Origin of the sequence: Streptomyces globisporus, assembly GCF_003501885.1 — a bacterium.
Lineage (GTDB): Bacteria > Actinomycetota > Actinomycetes > Streptomycetales > Streptomycetaceae > Streptomyces > Streptomyces globisporus_D.
Window position 1 is genome coordinate 1 of sequence record NZ_QWFA01000011.1, and the last position, 17,451, is coordinate 17,451.

Annotated in this window: 16 protein-coding genes and 1 pseudogene; 10 read left to right on the plus strand and 7 right to left on the minus strand. The window is 72.8% G+C overall.

Annotated features, from left to right (window positions below; all coding sequences use genetic code 11):
• Positions 1-11: 11 nt before the first annotated feature.
• A pseudogene (locus D3105_RS03670) lies at positions 12-1,892 on the minus strand (thioredoxin domain-containing protein); the annotation flags it as partial.
• Positions 1,893-2,200: 308 nt separating this feature from the next.
• Here D3105_RS03670 and D3105_RS03675 point away from each other — a divergent pair.
• Positions 2,201-3,283 (plus strand): DUF4190 domain-containing protein, encoded by a 1,083-nt coding sequence (locus D3105_RS03675; protein ID WP_240646789.1) that lies wholly within the window; start codon positions 2,201-2,203, stop codon positions 3,281-3,283.
• Positions 3,284-3,437: 154 nt separating this feature from the next.
• On the plus strand, positions 3,438-6,659 hold the full coding sequence (locus tag D3105_RS03680; RefSeq protein ID WP_118899943.1) for a tetratricopeptide repeat protein: 3,222 nt from the start codon (positions 3,438-3,440) through the stop codon (positions 6,657-6,659).
• Between the two features lie 104 nt (positions 6,660-6,763).
• Here the strand turns inward: D3105_RS03680 and D3105_RS03685 are convergent, their stop codons facing one another.
• Positions 6,764-7,009 carry a hypothetical protein gene (locus D3105_RS03685; protein WP_118899945.1) on the minus strand — a complete coding sequence of 82 codons (246 nt, stop codon included), beginning with the start codon at positions 7,007-7,009 and terminating at the stop codon, positions 6,764-6,766.
• 1 nt (position 7,010) lies between these two features.
• On the minus strand, positions 7,011-7,892 hold the full coding sequence (gene mca, locus D3105_RS03690; RefSeq protein ID WP_006127139.1) for a mycothiol conjugate amidase Mca: 882 nt from the start codon (positions 7,890-7,892) through the stop codon (positions 7,011-7,013).
• A 157-nt stretch (positions 7,893-8,049) separates the two neighbouring features.
• Here mca and D3105_RS03695 point away from each other — a divergent pair, with 157 nt between their 5' ends.
• Together D3105_RS03695 and greA are read left to right on the plus strand one after the other, a co-directional pair.
• Entirely contained in the window at positions 8,050-8,466 is a 417-nt protein-coding gene (locus D3105_RS03695) for a DUF4307 domain-containing protein (RefSeq protein WP_029182089.1), read from the plus strand.
• A gap of 212 nt (positions 8,467-8,678) precedes the next feature.
• Entirely contained in the window at positions 8,679-9,176 is a 498-nt protein-coding gene (gene greA / locus D3105_RS03700; RefSeq protein WP_006127137.1) for a transcription elongation factor GreA, read from the plus strand.
• Between the two features lie 93 nt (positions 9,177-9,269).
• Here greA and D3105_RS03705 read toward each other — a convergent pair whose 3' ends face one another.
• The 3 genes from D3105_RS03705 to ilvA all read right to left on the minus strand — a co-directional run bounded on the left by D3105_RS03705 (position 9,270) and on the right by ilvA (position 12,486).
• Positions 9,270-10,133 carry an ABC transporter permease gene (locus D3105_RS03705; protein ID WP_118899947.1) on the minus strand — a complete coding sequence of 288 codons (864 nt, stop codon included), beginning with the start codon at positions 10,131-10,133 and terminating at the stop codon, positions 9,270-9,272.
• On the minus strand, positions 10,130-11,119 hold the full coding sequence (locus D3105_RS03710) for an ATP-binding cassette domain-containing protein (protein ID WP_118899949.1): 990 nt from the start codon (positions 11,117-11,119) through the stop codon (positions 10,130-10,132). The genes D3105_RS03705 and D3105_RS03710 overlap by 4 nt, the downstream gene beginning before the upstream one ends.
• A gap of 137 nt (positions 11,120-11,256) precedes the next feature.
• Positions 11,257-12,486 carry a threonine ammonia-lyase gene (ilvA, locus tag D3105_RS03715; protein ID WP_118899951.1) on the minus strand — a complete coding sequence of 410 codons (1,230 nt, stop codon included), beginning with the start codon at positions 12,484-12,486 and terminating at the stop codon, positions 11,257-11,259.
• A 156-nt stretch (positions 12,487-12,642) separates the two neighbouring features.
• Here ilvA and D3105_RS03720 point away from each other — a divergent pair, with 156 nt between their 5' ends.
• The 4 genes from D3105_RS03720 (at position 12,643) to D3105_RS03735 (ending at position 14,298) form a co-directional block, all read left to right on the plus strand.
• Positions 12,643-13,173: a MarR family winged helix-turn-helix transcriptional regulator gene (locus tag D3105_RS03720; protein WP_118899953.1), complete on the plus strand. Its 531-nt coding sequence runs from the start codon at positions 12,643-12,645 to the stop codon at positions 13,171-13,173.
• 72 nt (positions 13,174-13,245) lie between these two features.
• Positions 13,246-13,770, plus strand: a complete 525-nt coding sequence (locus D3105_RS03725) for a sigma factor-like helix-turn-helix DNA-binding protein (RefSeq protein WP_118900021.1) — start codon at positions 13,246-13,248, stop codon at positions 13,768-13,770.
• Positions 13,767-14,030: a hypothetical protein gene (locus D3105_RS03730; protein ID WP_118899955.1), complete on the plus strand. Its 264-nt coding sequence runs from the start codon at positions 13,767-13,769 to the stop codon at positions 14,028-14,030. Before D3105_RS03725 ends, D3105_RS03730 begins: the two co-directional genes overlap by 4 nt.
• 70 nt (positions 14,031-14,100) lie before the next feature.
• Positions 14,101-14,298, plus strand: a complete 198-nt coding sequence (locus D3105_RS03735) for a DUF1059 domain-containing protein (RefSeq protein ID WP_118899957.1) — start codon at positions 14,101-14,103, stop codon at positions 14,296-14,298.
• A 60-nt stretch (positions 14,299-14,358) separates the two neighbouring features.
• Here D3105_RS03735 and D3105_RS03740 read toward each other — a convergent pair whose 3' ends face one another.
• Positions 14,359-15,504: a cystathionine gamma-synthase gene (locus tag D3105_RS03740; RefSeq protein WP_118899959.1), complete on the minus strand. Its 1,146-nt coding sequence runs from the start codon at positions 15,502-15,504 to the stop codon at positions 14,359-14,361.
• Between the two features lie 67 nt (positions 15,505-15,571).
• On the opposite strand from D3105_RS03740, the gene D3105_RS03745 reads away from it, so the two are divergent.
• Both D3105_RS03745 and msrA read left to right on the plus strand, forming a co-directional pair.
• Complete coding sequence (locus tag D3105_RS03745) at positions 15,572-16,675, plus strand: hypothetical protein (RefSeq protein WP_118899961.1); 1,104 nt, start codon at positions 15,572-15,574, stop codon at positions 16,673-16,675.
• A gap of 94 nt (positions 16,676-16,769) precedes the next feature.
• Positions 16,770-17,435: a peptide-methionine (S)-S-oxide reductase MsrA gene (gene msrA / locus D3105_RS03750; protein ID WP_010058498.1), complete on the plus strand. Its 666-nt coding sequence runs from the start codon at positions 16,770-16,772 to the stop codon at positions 17,433-17,435.
• Positions 17,436-17,451 lie beyond the last annotated feature (16 nt).

The following is a 17,451-nucleotide window of genomic DNA, read 5'->3' on the forward strand; positions in this document are numbered from 1 at the left end:
GCTCACCCCCGGCCCTTCCCCGCCGCGACCACCGCGCCCGGGGCCCGCCCCAGCAGCGCCGTACGGTGCAGCTCACCGCCGACCGGTCCCGCGACGGCGACCTCCCGGGGCCCGTCGAGCAGCGCCTCGGCCACGGCGAGCCCCCAGCCGACGAACCGGGGGACGCGCGGGCCCAGGGCCTTCACCACGCCGAGCGCACCCTCGGCGGCGGTGCGGTGGGCCTCGGACCCGGTGTACGCGGCGTACGAGAGCAGCGCCCCGGCGGCGGCCGTCCACCCGGACGGGGTGGCGCTGTCGGTCGGGTCCTGGGGCCGCCGGATGAGCTGCTCGGCGTCATGGGCGGTGTCGTACAGCTGACCGCCCTCCCCGGTGAACTGCTCCAGCACGATGTCCAGCAGGAACCCGGCGAACTCCAGCCAGGCACCCTCCCCCGTCACCGCGGCCAGCGCGAGGAACCCCTCGGCGACATCGCCGTAGTCCTCCAGCACCCCGGCATTGTCCCCGGCGCGCCCGTCCTTGGACGTACGGGTCAGCCGGGCCACCTCGCCCAGGTGCACCCGGACGAGCAGATCGGCGGCCTCGGTGGCCCGCTCCACGAGGTCGGGCCGGTCGAAGAAGGCGCCCGTCTCGGCGAGGGCGGCGATGGCGAGCCCGTTCCAGGCGGCGACAACTTTGTCGTCCCGCCCCGGGTGCGGCCGCTCGTCACGGGCGGCCAGCAGCCGGGCCCGTACGCCGGCGACGCGGGCAGCGTCCACGGGCCCGGTGTCACCCGGCAGCCGGAGCACGGAGGCGCCCTCCTCGAAGGTCCCTTCCTCGGTCACCCCGAAACAAGCCGCGGCGAAGGCGGCATCGTCCTCCCCGAGCACCTCACGCAACTGCTCGGGCGTCCACACGTAGAACGCCCCCTCGACGTGCTTGCCCTCCGCGTCCTCGCTGTCGGCGTCCAGCGCGGAGGCGAACCCGCCCTCGGCGGTCCGCAGCTCCCGCACCATGAAGTCGGCGGTCTCCAGGGCGATCCGGCGCGCTTCGTCCGACCCGGTGGCCCGCCAGAGATGGGCGTACACCCGGCAGAGCAGGGCGTTGTCGTAGAGCATCTTCTCGAAGTGCGGGACGATCCACTCCCGGTCCACGGAGTACCGCGCGAACCCGCCGCCGAGCTGGTCGTAGATCCCGCCGCGGGCCATCGCCGTACAGGTGTCGGCGGCCATCTGGAGGGCTCCCTCGGCCCCGGTCCGGGCGTAATGCCGCAGCAGGAACTCCACGACCATGGCCGGCGGGAACTTGGGCGCGCCCCCGAACCCGCCGTGCTGCTCGTCGTACTCCCGGGTCAGCCCGAGCAGGGCCTGCGCCACCTCGGACTCCCCCGGCACCCCGTCCCCACCGTGGACCAGCGACCGCCCCGCCAGATCGGCCACGATCCGCCCGGCCACCTCGGCGACCTCGTCCCTCCGGTCGGTCCAGGCGGTCGTGACCCCTTCCAGGACCTGCTGGAAGGAGGGCGAGCCGTGCCGGGGCTCGGGCGGGAAGTAGGTCCCGAAGTAGAACGGTTCGGCGTCCGGCGTGAGGAAAACGGTCATCGGCCACCCGCCGTGCCCGGTGGCCGCCTGAACGGCCTCCATGTACACGGCGTCGACATCGGGCCGCTCCTCCCGGTCGACCTTCACGGGCACGAAGTGCGCGTTGAGGTAGGCGGCGGTGTCGTCGTCCTCGAAGGACTCGTGCGCCATGACGTGGCACCAGTGGCAGCTGGCGTACCCGACGCTGAGCAGCACGGGCACATCCCGCTTCCTGGCCTCCTCGAACGCCTCGGGCGACCAGGGCCACCAGTCGACGGGGTTGTCGGCGTGCTGGAGGAGGTACGGGGAGGTGGTCTGCGCAAGTCGGTTGGCCATACACCCCATCCTCGCGCACCCTCCCCAACGACGCGGCTGCGCCACGGGGCGGGGTGGGAAACAGGGAGGCGGGGGCTGGTCCATCGTCCCGCACCGGGGCCGGCAGCCGACCGCCACGTGCGGCGGAGGAACGCGCAGGTGGACCAGGGTGGGCGGGCGATGGGCCCGGACACGTGTGGTGCTACCGTTCCGGCACCCCGGCCCCACACGGACTCCTGCGCTGCTCACCTCGGACGAAAGGGCACAGGACGATGACCGTGCCGCCGCCTTCTTCCCCCATGCCTCCTGGGCCTTGTTCGTACCCTGAGGTGGGCCCGAACGGTCCAGGGGATGCCGGGGCCTCGCAGCCTCCGCTCAGCGGCCTCGCCGTCGCCTCACTCGTACTGTCGTCGCTCGTCTGCCTCGCACCGCTGGGGCTGGTCCTCGGCGTCGTCGCACTGGTACGGATCCCCCGCGGCGGCCGGCGCGGCAAGGGGCTCGCGATCGCCGGGACGGCCGTGGGCGGGACCGTGGTGGCCCTGAGCGTGCTGCTGCTGGTCGTCGGTGGGGCGCGGCTGGACGCCTGGGCGGAGGAGGGCGGGAGCCTCCTCGGCCCCCGGAACCCGAGAACGGGGACGCTGTTCGACCTCAAGGCCGGGGACTGCTTCGTACCGGCGGGTGGGCTGTTCTCCACCCGGGAGGGCGAGGACGAGCGGATGACGGACCCGTCGGCCGAGATCGTGCCGTGCAACGGCCCGCATCCGGCCCAGGTCTACGGAACATTCCGGCTGAAGGGCGACCACGCCATCTCCGACCCCGCGGCCATCGCCGCGCAGGCCTTCGAAGGATGCGTCCCACTGCTCCACGACTTCGCACCGGACACCTGGACCCTGCCGGACGTCGAATTTTCCTTCTACTACCCGGAGTCGGTCAGCGGGACCGGCGGGGACCGCACCGTGCGGTGCTGGCTGGGCGCGGAGGCCGGTCTGCCGGAGGCTTCGTTGCGGCAGGACCCCGGCGCCTGGGACACCGGTCAACTGGCGTACCTGAAGGCGATGCGGCCCTCGGCCGAAGCCTGGTCCAGTGCCCCCGGCGACGAGGTGGACACCGACCTCGCCGCGGCCACCGCGTGGGCCGGCCGGATGGCGCGGGGCGAGGCGGAGTCGGCGAAGCTGCTTCGCTCGGTCGACGGCCTCCCGGCACGGGCACACAGCCAGGTCGTCGCGCTCGCGAACCGGCTCGACGCCCTGTCCGGCGTCCACCGGTCCGCGTCGAGGGCCCCCACCCTGGCGGAGTTCGACAAGCGCTGGAAGAACGACGGCGACGAGGACGCGTCCGGGGAGGAGTGGGAGGTCCGGCTCGTCCTGGGGCTGCCGGTGGAGGACGAGGCCGGTGGGGAGCGGCAGGGGTGAGCGGGCCGGAGCACGCCTCGACCCTCCCTTGCCCTGCGCCCCTCGCGCCGAAGCGCGCTACGCAGGACACTTGACCCCGACGCTTGGTATCCGACGCTTGATCCGGCGCTCCGGAACCCGAGGTCCGGAGCGCAGCTCTCGGAGGGGGACACATATGCGGGACAGCCATCGGGCGGAAGCCGAGAGGCTGTTGGTGCGGGCCGTGGAGGAAGAGGCGCGGCGCAGCGGCGGGCGGTCCGATGCCGGGGCGCTGATGTCGCGGGCGCGGGCCGCGCTCGACACCATGGCCGCCAGCGCGGGCGAGGAGTACGCCGCGTACACGCAGGCGCTGGACTCGGCGGCGGCGGGCGACCGGCCGCTGGCGGAGCGCTTCAGCAGAGCGACGCTCGGAACGCCCCTGCTGGTGACGGGAGTTGCCGCGGCCGCCGCGTTCGGCGCGGATCTGGCGCTCGGCGCGAACACCGGCCTGGCGTTCGGCGCGGGCGCGGCCGTCGCGGTGGCCGGCACGGCGACGACCGTGGCGAAGGTGACCGCCTCGCACTGGCCCGCCGCGCACCGCCGGGCCGCGGCGGCCGGACAGCCGGGCGGGGCCGAGCAGTTGCGGCTCCAGTGGCTGACGGCCCTGGAGGTACGGGGCATCCGCCCGTATCTGGACCAGCAGCGGATGCTCAACCCCGCCAAGCGCACCCCGAAGAAGCAGACCGCCCCGGTGGTCAAGCAGTTGCGCGGCGGCGACCGCAGCGCGGCGGCCCGCACCCGGGTGGTGCTGGAGCAGTCGTTCGGCCATCTCCCGCAGGCCGACGGGCCGTTCAGCGGGCGGCGGACCGAGCTGGCGCAGATCGCCCGGTGGGTGCACGCGGCCCGCGCCTCCACGCAGACCCGGCCGACCGTGGTCGTGCTGCACGGCGCCCCGGGGTCGGGGCGGACCGCGCTCGCGGTGCGGGCGGCCCACACGCTCAAGGACCAGTTCCGGGGGGCGTGTGTGGTCGATCTGCGCGGCCAGGTCGCCGGGGAGAACCCGCTGCCGACCCGGGACGCACTGCTCCATCTGCTGAACCGACTGGGCGCGCCGCGCGAGCAACTGCTGTTCCGGGAGGGCTCGTCGGCGGAGCAGCAGGTGCGGCGGCTCTCCGAGCTGTACCACCAGCACCTGACGGGGACGCCGGTCACCATCGTGCTCGACGACGCGACGGACGCCGGTCAGGTGCGCACCCTGGTGCCGGAGCGCTCGGACAGCCTGGTGATCGTCACCGCCCGGGAGCCGCTGGAGCTGTCCGAGGACCTGGCGGCCTGGGTGCACCACCTGCCGGTCGGCGCGCTGGACGCGGCGGGCGCGGAGGAGCTGCTGCGGGAGATCGCCGGGGAAGAGGAGGCCGGACCGTACGACTACCCGTCGACGGACGCGATCGTGGAGCTGTGCGGCGGGCTGCCGCTGGCGCTGCGGGTGGCCGGTTCCGCGCTCGGGGCCCGTAGCCGCCACACGCTGGCGGAGGACCTGGGAGCCTACGGGCCGGTGGACCCGGTCGAGCGGGCGCTGTGGCTGCGCTACACCGACCAGGGCGATCAGGCCCGCCAGCTGCTGCGGCGGCTCGCGCTGGCGGGCCGGGCGAGCCTCGGCGCTGCGGCGGCCGCCGCGCTGCTGGCGGCGGACGAGCAGGAGGCGGACCGGCTGCTCACCGTGCTGGCGCGGGCCGGGCTGCTCACCCGTGTACGGGGTTCGCGCTACCGGCTGCACGACCTGGTGCGGGCCTTCGCGCTGGCCCGGCTGCTGGACGAGGAGGAGCCGGCCGAGCGGACGGCCGCCCAGGAGCGGCTGCTGACGAACTACGCGGAGCTGGCCGACGCGGTGATCCGGATGGTCGACGGGAAGATGTCGACCCGCGCCGGACAGTTCGGCTCGCACGGCTTCGGTTCGCTGGACTCGGCGCTGCGCTGGCTGGACGACGAGTCGAGCTTCATCACCTCCGCGCTGCGGCACGCGGAAGGCGTCGACCAGGCCACGGTGCTGCATCTGCTGGGCGCCCTGTGCGACTACTGCCTGCTGCGCGGCGACCTGTACCGGCTCGGCGAGATCAGCGAGCTGACCCAGGCCGTGGACCAGGGGCTGCTGGAGCGCTCGGTGCAGTGGCGTACGGGCATCGCGGCCCGGCAGCTCGGCGAGCTGGACAAGGCTCGCACCACCCTGTCCTCCGTCGTCGGCCTCTACCACGAGGCGCAGAACGACGCGGGCGAGGCGCTGGCGCTGTGCTCGCTCGGCATCACCCTGCACCACCAGGGCAATCTGACCGAGGCCGCGGCCCGGCTCGGCGAGGCGCTGGACCTCCAGTCGTCCGAGGCGCAGGCCGAGGACCGGGCCTGGACCCTGCACGCGCTGGCAGCCGTGGAGCGCGACCGGGGCGACCTGCCGAGGGCGCTGGCGCTGCTGGCCGACGCGCTGCGGCTGCACCGGGAGGGCGAGTCGCTGCACGGCGAGGCGTGGACGCAGTTCCAGCTGGGCCAGGTGCGGCTGCGCACCGGCGAGGTGGCGGCGGCCGAGGAGGCGCTGAGCACCGCCCTGGAGCTGTACGGGCGCACCCGCGACGGGCGCGGTGAGGCGTGGGCGATCACCCAGCTGGCCCGGGCCCGGCTGCTGGACGAGGACCCGGCCGCCGCGCTGGAGCAGCTGCGGGACGCCCTGGCCCGGCACCGGGACAACGAGGACGCGCGCGGTGAGGCGTGGACCCTGTACTACCTCGGTCAGGCGCTGGAGGAGGACGGCGACACCGATCAGGCGGTACGGGAGCTGGAGCGGGCCCGCACGATGTTCTCCCGGATGCGGGACGTGTACGGGCTCGCGTGCGCCCGGCACCACTCGGGCCGGGTGACCCGGGACCAGCGGGCCGCGCAGACGGGCAACCTCCGCAATTCGGGGTTCGCCCGGCAGCTGCTGATGGACGCCCGGGCCGATTTCCGGCGGATCAAGGTGCCGTACGGCGAGGCGTGGGCGTGCGTGGAGCTGGCGTTGATCGACGCGGGCAACGGGCGGGCCCCGCAGGCGCTGGAGCTGTGCGGTCAGGCGGCGGAGCTGTTCGCCTCGTACGGGGACGCGCGGGGCGGCGACTGGGCCCGCTTCCTGCGCTGCACGCTGCTGCCGTACGCCTCGCCCGGGGGCAGCGAGGTGGGCACGGTGGTCGCCCAGCAGGAGCTGGCCGAGCTGGCCGGAGCCCGGCATCCGGCACGGGACGCCAAGCTGGAGCAGTCGGCGGCGGCGTTCGCGGTGGCGCTGGAGCGGGGCGTCGACCTGGAGGACGGCTGGCAGGCATGGCGGCTGGGGCTGACCCCGACCCGCGGGGCCGGCCAGATCATGGGCGTGGCGGTGGAGCCGGCGAGGCCGTGAGCGGGTGAGCGGCGCGAACGGGAACGAGGCGTCCGGCAACCCGCCGGACGCCCTTCCCGTTTCCGTACGCGCGAGATCGGCTCCGTACGCGCGAACTCGGCGCGCTACTTGCCGGGCGAGGCCGCCTTGCCCTGGTCGCCGACGGGCTCGGCCGCCGCCGCGTCCGGGTCGGGGGCCTCCTCGAAGTTCACCCGGCCCATGTGGCGGTTCATCGACTTCATCAGGGCCCACACGCCGACGGCGAGCGCGGCGAAGACGAGGAAGCCGAGGACGCCGGGGGTGACCTTGTTCTTGTCGAGCTCTTCGGCGGCGAGCGGGACGAGGTGCGTCAGTGCCTGGGTCGCGTACATATCAGGCATTGTCGCGGATGCCCGCGAAGAGGTCGCTCTCGGGGAGGGAGGTATCGACCAGAGACTTCGCCAGCTCGTACTCCTCGGTCGGCCAGACCTCGCGCTGGACGTCCATCGGGACCCGGAACCAGCCGCCCTCGGGATCGATCTGCGTGGCGTGGGCGATCAGCGCCTTGTCGCGGATCTCGAAGAACTCGTCGCAGGGGATGTGCGTGGTCAGGGTGCGCTCGACGCGCTCGAACTCCTTCCACCGCTCCAGCCACTCCCCGTACGGGGACTCCATGCCACGGGCGAGGAGCGCCTCGTGCAGGGCGACGGTGCGCGGCCGGTTGAAGCCCTGGTTGTAGTAGAGCTTCCGCGGCGTCCAGACCGGGCCGAACTCGTCCTCGGGGAAGCGCTCCGCGTCGGCCGCACCGTCGAACGCGATCATCGAGATCGTGTGCGTCATGATGTGGTCGGGGTGCGGGTAGCCGCCGTTCTCGTCGTACGTGGTGATGACCTGCGGCCGGAACGCGCGGATCTTCGCCACCAAGCGCCCCGCCGCGAGCTCCGGGTCCTCCAGGGCGAAGCAGCCCTCGGGCAGCGGCGGCAGCGGGTCGCCCTCGGGCAGCCCCGAGTCGACGAAGCCGAGCCACTCCTGTTGGACGCCCAGGATCTCCCGGGCCTCGTCCATCTCCTTCTTGCGGACCTCGTGGATGTTCTTCTCGATGTACGCGTCGCCCTGGAGCTTCGGGTTGAGGATGGAGCCGCGCTCGCCCCCCGTGCAGGTCACGACCAGCACGTCCACCCCCTCGGACACGTACTTGGCCATGGTGGCCGCGCCCTTGCTCGACTCGTCGTCGGGGTGGGCGTGAACGGCCATCAGTCGCAGCTGCTCAGTCAAAGCTCGATCCTCAGTCATTGGTCGCTCTGGTCGATCATCGGTCGCTCTGGTCCATCCGGTCGGTGTGGGGCGCGATCGGGTGACGGGGGTGCGGCTTCTATAGTGACTGAACGAGGGGCCGGAAAATTCCTCGATGCCCGGTCCGGAGGGAACGATCATGACGACGGTTCGCGAGGCTGCGCCCGAGGGGCGGTACGGCCGGACCGAGGACCAGCGTGCGGACCGCAAGCTGAAGATCGTCGGATCGGTCCTGGGCGTCGCCCTGCTCGGTGTGATCGGGTGGATCGGCTACGACTACGTGGGCAACCAGGGCATCAGCGGCGAGATGATCAAGTTCAAGGTCGTCTCCGACACCCGGGCCGACGTCCACCTGGAGGTCCGCAAGGACCGCGAGGGCCACGGCTACTGCGTGGTGCGGGCGCTCAGCGAGGACGGCTCCGAGGTGGGCCGCAAGGAGGTCCGGTTCGACCGGGCCGAGGACCGGATCGACGAGGTCGTGACCGTGGTGACCCGGTCCCGGGCGACCGCGGTCGAGCCGATGGGCTGCACGGCCGACGACGGCCCGCGCGGCTGATCCGGGCACACCGGCTCCGACCTGCGACGATACGGGGCGCGGCGGGCGGTCCTGGCGTGTGACGGTTTACCTTCTCCCCCTTTTCCTGCGGAATTGTTAGGCTCGTGGTTTCGCCCACTCGCAGAGGCACATGCTTCTGGGTAGGGCGATGCTTTGTATTCCCGACACTTCCCAGCATTCCCAGCACTTCCCAGTACCGACGAGGAGCACCTGTGACCCAGACCAGCGAAAACGTCACCTGGCTCACGCAGGAGGCGTACAACCAGCTCAAGGCCGAGCTGGAGTACCTGTCTGGTCCCGCGCGCACGGAGATCGCCGTCAAGATCGCGGCGGCCCGTGAGGAGGGTGACCTCCGGGAGAACGGCGGGTACCACGCGGCCAAGGAGGAGCAGGGCAAGATGGAGCTCCGGGTCCGCCAGCTGACCCAGCTCCTGGAGCACGCGAAGGTCGGCGAGGCCCCGGCCGACGACGGCGTGGTCGAGCCCGGCATGGTCGTCACGATCGCCTTCGACGGCGACGAGGACGACACGCTGACCTTCCTGCTCGCCTCCCGTGAGTACGCCAGCACGGAGATCGAGACGTACTCCCCGCAGTCCCCGCTCGGCCTCGGTGTGAACGGCAAGCGGACCGGCGACGACGCGGACTACGAGCTGCCGAACGGCAGGACCGCCTCGGTGAAGATCCTGGCGGCGAAGCCCTACACGGGCTGACGTCCGGCCCGCCACGACGCATACACGACACGGGAGCCCCGGCCTTCTTGATGAAGGCCGGGGCTCCCGCGTCATGGGCCGGTCCTCGGTGGCTCAGGTGGCGGCCGAGCGGTACTTGCGGACCGCGAGCGTGCGGAAGACCACGATGATCAGCACCGACCAGATGATCGAGGCGATGATCGGGTGCTCCATCGGCCAGGCCCCGGTCACGGACTTCGGCACGCCGGGCATCGTGTTGCCGAACAGCTCGCGGGCCCCCGCCACCGTGGCGCTGAAGGGGTTCCACTCGGCGACGTGCTGGAGGAACGTCGGCATGCCGGTGACCGGGACGAAGGCGTTCGAGATGAACGTCAGCGGGAACAGCCAGATCAGCCCGCCGGAGGTGGCCGCCTCCGGGGTGCGCACGGACAGGCCGATCAGCGCGCCGATCCAGGAGAACGCGTAGCCGAGCAGGAGCAGCAGCAGGAAGCCGCAGATGACCTTGCCGATGTTCTCGTGGGTGCGCCAGCCCACCAGCAGGGCGACCCCCGCGAGGACGACGAGGGTGAGGGTGGTCTGGACGAGGTCGGCGAGCGTCCGCCCGGTGAGGACCGCGCCCCGGGCCATCGGCAGCGACCGGAAGCGGTCGATGAGCCCCTTGTGCATGTCGTCGGCGATGCCCGCGCCGGCGCCCGCGGTGGCGAAGGTGACGGTCTGGGCGAAGATGCCCGCCATCAGGAACTCCTTGTACAACTGCGGGTCGGTGGAGCCGCCGATGCTGATCGAGCCGCCGAAGACGTAGGTGAACAGCACCACGAACATGATCGGCTGGATCAGTCCGAAGATCACCATCTCCGGGATCCGGGTCATCCGGATCAGGTTCCGCTTGGCGACGACGAGGGAGTCCTTCACGGACTGCGTGACGCCTCCGGAGGGGCGGGGTACCAGCGTGGGGGCGTCCTTGGCGATCGCGCTCACCGGGTGTCCTCCTTGCTCCGGGAGTCCTCTTCCTCGTTCTGGTTCGCCTCGGCCGCGTGGCCGGTGAGGGAGAGGAAGACGTCGTCGAGGGTGGGCCTGCGCAGGGCGATGTCGTCGATCTCCACGCCCTGGGCGTCCAGGTCGCGGATGATCTCGGCCAGCAGCTTGGCCCCGCCGCTGACCGGGGCGGTCAGCTTGCGGGAGAGCTGGACGACGGTGACCTCGCCCTTGCCGAGGGAGGTCAGGACGGATCGGGCGCGCTCGATCTCGTCGGGGCGGTGCACGACGACCTCGACGCGCTCGCCGCCGGTGCGGGCCTTGAGCTCGTCGGAGGTGCCGCGGGCGATGACCTTGCCGTGGTCGATGACGCAGATGTCGTTCGCGAGGCGGTCGGCCTCCTCCAGATACTGCGTGGTCAGCAGCAGGGTCGTACCGCCCGCCACCAGGTCCTCGATCACGTCCCAGAGCTGCTGCCGGTTGCGCGGGTCGAGGCCGGTCGTCGGCTCGTCCATGAACATCACGGGCGGCGACACGACGAGCGCCGCCGCGAGGTCGAGGCGGCGGCGCATACCGCCGGAGTACGTCTTGGCGGTGCGGTCGGCGGCGTCGCCGAGGTTAAACCGGTCGAGCAGGACGCCCGCGCGGGCCTTCGCGTCCCGGGCGCTCAGCTGGTAGAGCTGCCCGACCATCTGGAGGTTCTCCCGGCCGGTCAGATACTCGTCGACGGCGGCGAACTGCCCGGAGAGCCCGATCGAGCGGCGTACCTCGTTGGGCTTCTTCAGTACGTCGATCCCGGCCACGGTCGCCGTGCCGCTGTCCGGGCGCAGCAGCGTGGTCAGCACCCGTACGGCGGTGGTCTTGCCCGCGCCGTTGGGCCCGAGCAGTCCGAGGACGGTGCCCTCGGGGACGTCGAGATCGACGCCGCCCAGGGCTCGGACGTCACCGAAGGTCTTCACCAGACCCTCGGCGTGGATCGCACCTGGCATGGAGAGACTCCCCCGTCACTCGTGGACGACTGCACCCGTACGCGGCTCACTCGGCGCTTGTTCGGCGATCCTAGGATTCCCGGGGCGTCGCCGCGCGCTGAATGCCGAGATCCGGCCAAGCGACGCGAAGCGGACGGTCAGCCGATGACCCGGTAGCCCTCCGCGCGCAGGGTCTCCTCGACGTCCGCGCAGTGCTGCGGGCCCTTCGTCTCCAGATACAGGTCGACCTCCGCCTCGGTCAGCCCGAGGCGCGGGTCGGTGCGCACATGGCTGATGTCGAGGACGTTGGCGTCGGCGACGGTCAGCGTGGCCAGCAGGGCCGCCAGCGCTCCGGGGCGGTCGGTGAGCCGCAGCCGCAGGCTGAGGTAGCGACCCGCCGCGGACATCCCGTGCCGCAGGATGCGCTGCATCAGGAGCGGGTCGACGTTGCCGCCGGAGAGCACGGCCACCACCGGCCCGCGGAACGCCTTCGGGTCGCTGAGCAGCGCGGCCACCGGGCTGGCCCCGGCGGGCTCGACGACCAGCTTGGCCCGCTCCAGGCAGAGCAGCAGCGCACTGGACAGCTCGTCCTCGGTGACCGTGCGGACCTCGTCGACCAGCTCCTCGACCAGGGCGAACGGTACGTCGCCGGGGCGGCCCACCTTGATGCCGTCGGCCATCGTGGCCGGGGCGTCCAGCGAGACGGGGTATCCGGCGGCGAGCGAGGGCGGGTAGCAGGCGGCGCCCTCGGCCTGGACACCGACGATCCGGACGTCGGGGCGCAGGGCCTTCACCGCGACGGCGACGCCCGCGGCGAACCCGCCGCCGCCGATGCCGAGGACGATCGTGCGGACCTCCGGGCACTGCTCCAGGATCTCCAGGCCGACGGTGCCCTGGCCCGCGATGATGTCGGGGTGGTCGAAGGGGTGGATGAAGACCGCGCCGGTCTCCTCCGCGTACCGCTGGGCGGCGGCGAGGGTCTCGTCGACGACCTGGCCGTGCAGCCGCACCTCGGCCCCGTACTCCCGGGTCGCGGCGACCTTGGGCAGGGGCGCCCCGACGGGCATGAAGACCGTGGAGCGTACGCCGAGGAGGGACGAGGCGAGCGCGACGCCCTGGGCGTGGTTCCCGGCGCTGGCGGCGACCACCCCGGCCGCCCGCTCCACCGGGGTGAGGCCGGAGATCCGGACGTAGGCGCCGCGCAGTTTGAAGGAGCCGGTGCGCTGGAGGTTCTCGCACTTGAGGTGGACCGGGGCGCCGACCAGCTCGGTCAGATGGCGGCTTCCCTCCAGCGCGGTCATCCGGGCCACCCCGTCCAGCATTTTCTGCGCGCCCCGGACGTCGTCGAGGATCAGGGCCGGGTGGTGGGTGGTCGCGCGGAAGTTCATGCCCGCAAGTCTTGCAGCTCGGACCGGGCGCGGCAGACTTGTCCATGGCGGCCTGCGGTGGTGTCCGCAGGTTTGTGCGGCACTGGTACACGTTGCCCCGGGGCCGCGTACTCTGTCCCCCACCCATCCGACACCGCACGAAGAGAGCCCCCGGCCATGCCCCCTCAGGACATGACGACTGCTGCGTCTCCTTCCGGGGGCGCCGCCCCCCAACACCCGGGCCCCGACCGCCTGCTGGACGCGCTCCAGCACCAGGTGGCGGTCTTCGCCCGCCGTGCCGAGCAGACCCGCCTCGGCGGTGTCGGCCAGGTCCGCAACTCGATGGACCGGGCGGCGTACCTGCTGCTGAACCGCCTCGACCGGGAAGGGCCGATGGGCGTCAAGGCGCTGGCGGCCGGGATGGGGATCGACTCGTCGACGGTGACGCGGCAGGTCGCCCCGCTCGTCGACACCGGTCTGGTGAAGCGCACGTCGCACCCGGAGGACGGCCGGGCCGTGGTGCTCCAGCTCTCCCCGCGCGGCCAGGCCCGCCTGGAGGAGGTCCGCGCCTCGCGGCGTGAGCTGATGTCGCAGGTCACGGACGGGTGGACGGAGGAGGAGCGGGATACCTTCTGCGCCCTGCTCACCCGTTTCAACGGGTCGCTGGCCGCCCGGCAGGCCGCACACCAGCCGCCGCAGCCCGACTGACGGCCGCACACGTCTCTTCCCCGCCGTCCGGACCCTTGACCGGGGCGGTGCACCGGGGCTCGTATGTGGTGCATGGCAGAGCGGGCGACCCACCGGGACCGGCTCCGCGCCCTGGAGTTCGAGGCCTTCGTGGCGGGCGCGGGCGGACGCCTGCTGCACACGGCGACCCTGCTCACCGGCGAACCGTCGCAGCCGCCGGGCGCGTATGTCCGGGCCGAGGCGCTGCTGCGCGCGGCGCTCACCCGTACGTACGCCGACTGGGACCGGCTGCACGGCGGCGACCCCTACGACCGGGCCCGCCGGGAGCTGGCCCTCCGCTTCGCCCGGGAGGCCCGGCGCCACCAGCGGCCGCGCGGCGGTGTGCTGGACCGGCTGACCCCCATCGAGCGGCTGGTGCTGGTGCTGCGGATGTACGAGGAGGTCGGCGAGGAACAGACGGCGGCGCTGCTCGGCCTGCCGGCCGACCGGATCCGCGCGGTGTGCGCCCGGGCGGTGGCGACGCTGCGGGCGGGCGGGCCCCGACGCGGGGCGACCGGGCGCGGGCAGGCCTCCGCTGCCGGACCGGCCTCCGCGCCCGGGGACCGGGTGACGCCGTGAGCGCCGGCCGGCGGGATCCCGACCCGCGCGAGGAGCAGGTCCGGCGCATGCTGGACGGCCCGCATCCGGTCCTGCCGCCCGACCTGGCCGCGCAGGCGGTCCGGCACGGCGGACGCCGTCTGCGGCTGCGCAGGGCGGCGCAGCGGACGGCGGGCTGGCTGCTGGCCCTGGTGCTCGTGGCGTTCCTGGTCTGGGTCGGCGTCGAGCAGCCGTGGGCGACCGAGCCCGCCCAGGTCACTCCGCCGTTGGAGGGCTGGTGAGCCGTTGGGTCCCCGGTGCGGGAGGCCTACGCTGGAGGAAGCGGCTGTCGTACGAGCCGAGGAGGCCGTGATGACGAGGAAGACAGCGGACTGCCGCAAGTATCCGAGCGAGATGAACTGCACCCTCACCCTCACCGGTGAGGAGGACGAGGTCGTCCGGGCCGCGAGCGAACACGCGGCGTCGGTCCACGGGCACGAGAACACGCCCGAACTGCGCGAGCAGATCAGGGGCATGCTGGAGGACGTGGACGAGAAGGTGAGCGCCTGAACGCCGGAACGACAGGGGCGCCCGCCGGTCCCGGCGGGCGCCCCTGTCATGTCCGCAGGATCAGCCCAGCGCCTGCGTGAGGTCGGCGAGCAGGTCGTCGCCGTTCTCGATGCCGACGGAGATCCGGACCAGGTCGGCCGGGACCTCCAGCAGGGAGCCCGCGACGGAGGCGTGCGTCATCCGGCCCGGGTGCTCGATCAGCGACTCCACTCCGCCGAGGGACTCGCCGAGCGTGAAGAGCTTCGCGCGGTTGCAGACCTCGACCGCCGCCTCCTCGCCGGCCGCGACACGGAAGGACACCATGCCGCCGAAGGCCTTCATCTGCTTGGCGGCGACCTCGTGGCCGGGGTGCTCGGGCAGGCCCGGGTAGAGGACCTGGGAGACCTTGGGGTGCCGGGTCAGCAGGTCGGCGACCTTGGTGGCGTTCTCGGTGTGCCGGTCCATGCGGACGGCGAGCGTCTTGATCCCGCGCAGCACGAGCCAGGCGTCGAAGGGACCGGCGACCGCGCCCATGGCGTTCTGGTGGAACGCCAGTTCCTCGGCGAGCTCCGGGTCGCTGACGACGAGCGCGCCGCCGACGACGTCGGAGTGGCCGCCCATGTACTTGGTGGTGGAGTGCACGACGACGTCCGCGCCGAGCGCCAGGGGCTGCTGGAGGTAGGGCGAGGCGAAGGTGTTGTCGACGACGAGGCGGGCCCCGGCCTGGTGCGCGACCTGGGCGACGGCGGCGATGTCGGTGATGCCGAGCAGCGGGTTGGACGGGGTCTCCACCCAGACCGCCTTGGTGCGCGGGGTGATCGCGGCCCGTACGGCGGCCACGTCCGAGGTGTCGGCCACGGAGAACTCCACGCCCCACCGCGCGGCGACCTTCGCGAACAGCCGGAACGTGCCGCCGTAGGCGTCGTTCGGGATGACCACGTGGTCGCCGGGGGTCAGCAGCGTCCGCAGGAGGCAGTCCTCGGCGGCGAGACCGGAGGCGAAGGCGAGACCGCGGCGGCCGCCTTCGAGGGCCGCGAGGTTCTCCTCCAGCGCGGTGCGGGTGGGGTTGGCGCTGCGGCTGTACTCGTATCCGCCGCGCAGTCCGCCCACGCCGTCCTGCTTGTACGTGGAGACCTGGTAGATCGGCGGAACCACCGCACCGGTGAGGGGGTCGGCGGTGTTCCCCGCGTGGATGGCGAGGGTTTCGAAGCTGTGCTGGTCGCTCATGAGGCCCGAGCGTAGTTCGTCGCAAGGGCCCTTACCGGCCACTCGCCGCTCCGGTGACAATGGGTCCATGGAGATTCTGTTGTTCCTGCTCGCGATGTGCATGCTCGCGGCGGTCATCGGCCCCTGGGTGATGCGCCGCCGAGGCGGTATCCGCCAGGTCGCCCCCGGTTCGCCGGACGCCGCCGACCCGGACACGTACGGCTTCGCCCGCCAGGAGGAGCTGGACGTCCGGATGCCGGGCCCCGACCAGGACCTCCTGGACGTACTCGACGTCGTCCAGGGCACCCAGCAGTGGCAGGCGGCCTCCCAGCTGCTGGCCGGGACGCCGAAGGAGGGCGAGGTGCGCTGGCAGCGGGTGCAGGCCTTCGCGGGCGCGGCCTCGCTGGAGCTGGCGCAGCAGCCGGGCAAGGGCGGCTCGTGGCTGCGGGCCTGGCGCGCGGAGTCCCCGAAGGACGCGGGCGGCGCGGCGGTGCACGCGGAGTTCCTGGTGCAGCAGGCGTGGCGGTCCTCGGCGGCGGGGAGCGACGACTTCCGGATCATCCTGGAGGAGGCCCGTACGGTCTGCGGCGAGGCGGCCCTGCTCGCGCCGGGCGACCCGGTGCCGTACATCGTGGAGCTGGCGGTGGCCCGGGGCCTGGGCTACACCCCCGAGCAGTTCGACCAGCTGTGGGCGAAGATCATCGACCGGGCTCCGGCGCACATGGGCGCGCACATCGCGGCGCTGCACTTCCACTCCGAGCGGTGGCACGGTTCGCGCAAGGACGCCGAGGCGTTCGCCACGGCCGCCGCGGCCCGCGCCCCGCAGGGTTCGCTGCTGGCGGCGCTGCCGCTGTTCGCGGTGTACGAGCACCTGCCGGAGGTCAACCTGGTGCAGGGCTTCTACCGCAGCCAGGTGGTGACCAAGGCGGTCGACGGCGCGATGTTCGCGGTGCACGCGGCCCGGCAGGACGACCCGATGCTGGCCCAGGTCCGCCACCTCCTGGTGCTGTTCCTGGTGCACATGGAGCGCTGGTCGGAGGCGATGCACCAGCTGATCCGGATCGACGGCCACGTGGGCGCCCTGCCGTGGACGGCGGAGCCGGACCCGGCCGCGCAGTACACGGTCTACCGGGCGCTGGCGGTCGCGGGGTACGAGGCGAACGGCGGCAGCCCGGCGACGCTGCCGCACTGATCACGGCGGGGCGGGAGCGGCCGGTCCGGACGGAATCCCGGTGGCCGCTCCCTTGTTGTACGTACCGAACACCGACCCCCCGGAGGAGCCCCGCATGTTCCTGAACCACCGCACCCCCGTGCTCCCCACCCCGGAGCAGGCCCTGCGCGGCCGCCCCGTCCCCGAATTCACCGTCCCCTCCCGCCACACGGTCCTCGGCAACCCGCTGGTGGGCCCGTACCCGGAGGGCCTGGAGGTGGCGGACTTCGCGCTGGGCTGTTTCTGGGGTGCGGAGCGGAAGTTCTGGCAGACGGAGGGCGTGTGGACGACGCTGGTCGGCTACCAGGGCGGCTACACGGAGAACCCCACGTACGAGGAGGCCTGCTCGGGCCTGACCGGCCACACGGAGGCGGTACGCGTCGTCTTCGACCCGGCCGTCGTGTCGTACGAGGAGCTGCTGAAGCTGTTCTGGGAGTCGCACAACCCGACCCAGGGCTTCCGCCAGGGCAACGACGTGGGCACCCAGTACCGCTCCGCGGTCTACACCCACTCCCCCGCCCAGGCAGCGGCGGCCGACGCCTCCCGTGAGGCGTACCAGAAGGTCCTGACGGCCTCGGGCCACAAGGAGATCACCACGGAGATCCTCCCGGCCGAGGGGCGCCCGTTCTGGCCGGCGGAGGCGTATCACCAGCAGTACCTGGACAAGAACCCGGGCGGCTACTGCGGCATCGGCGGCACGGGCGTCTCCTGCCCGATCGGCGTGGCCCCGGCCGAGGGCTGACCCGGACCGGCCGGCG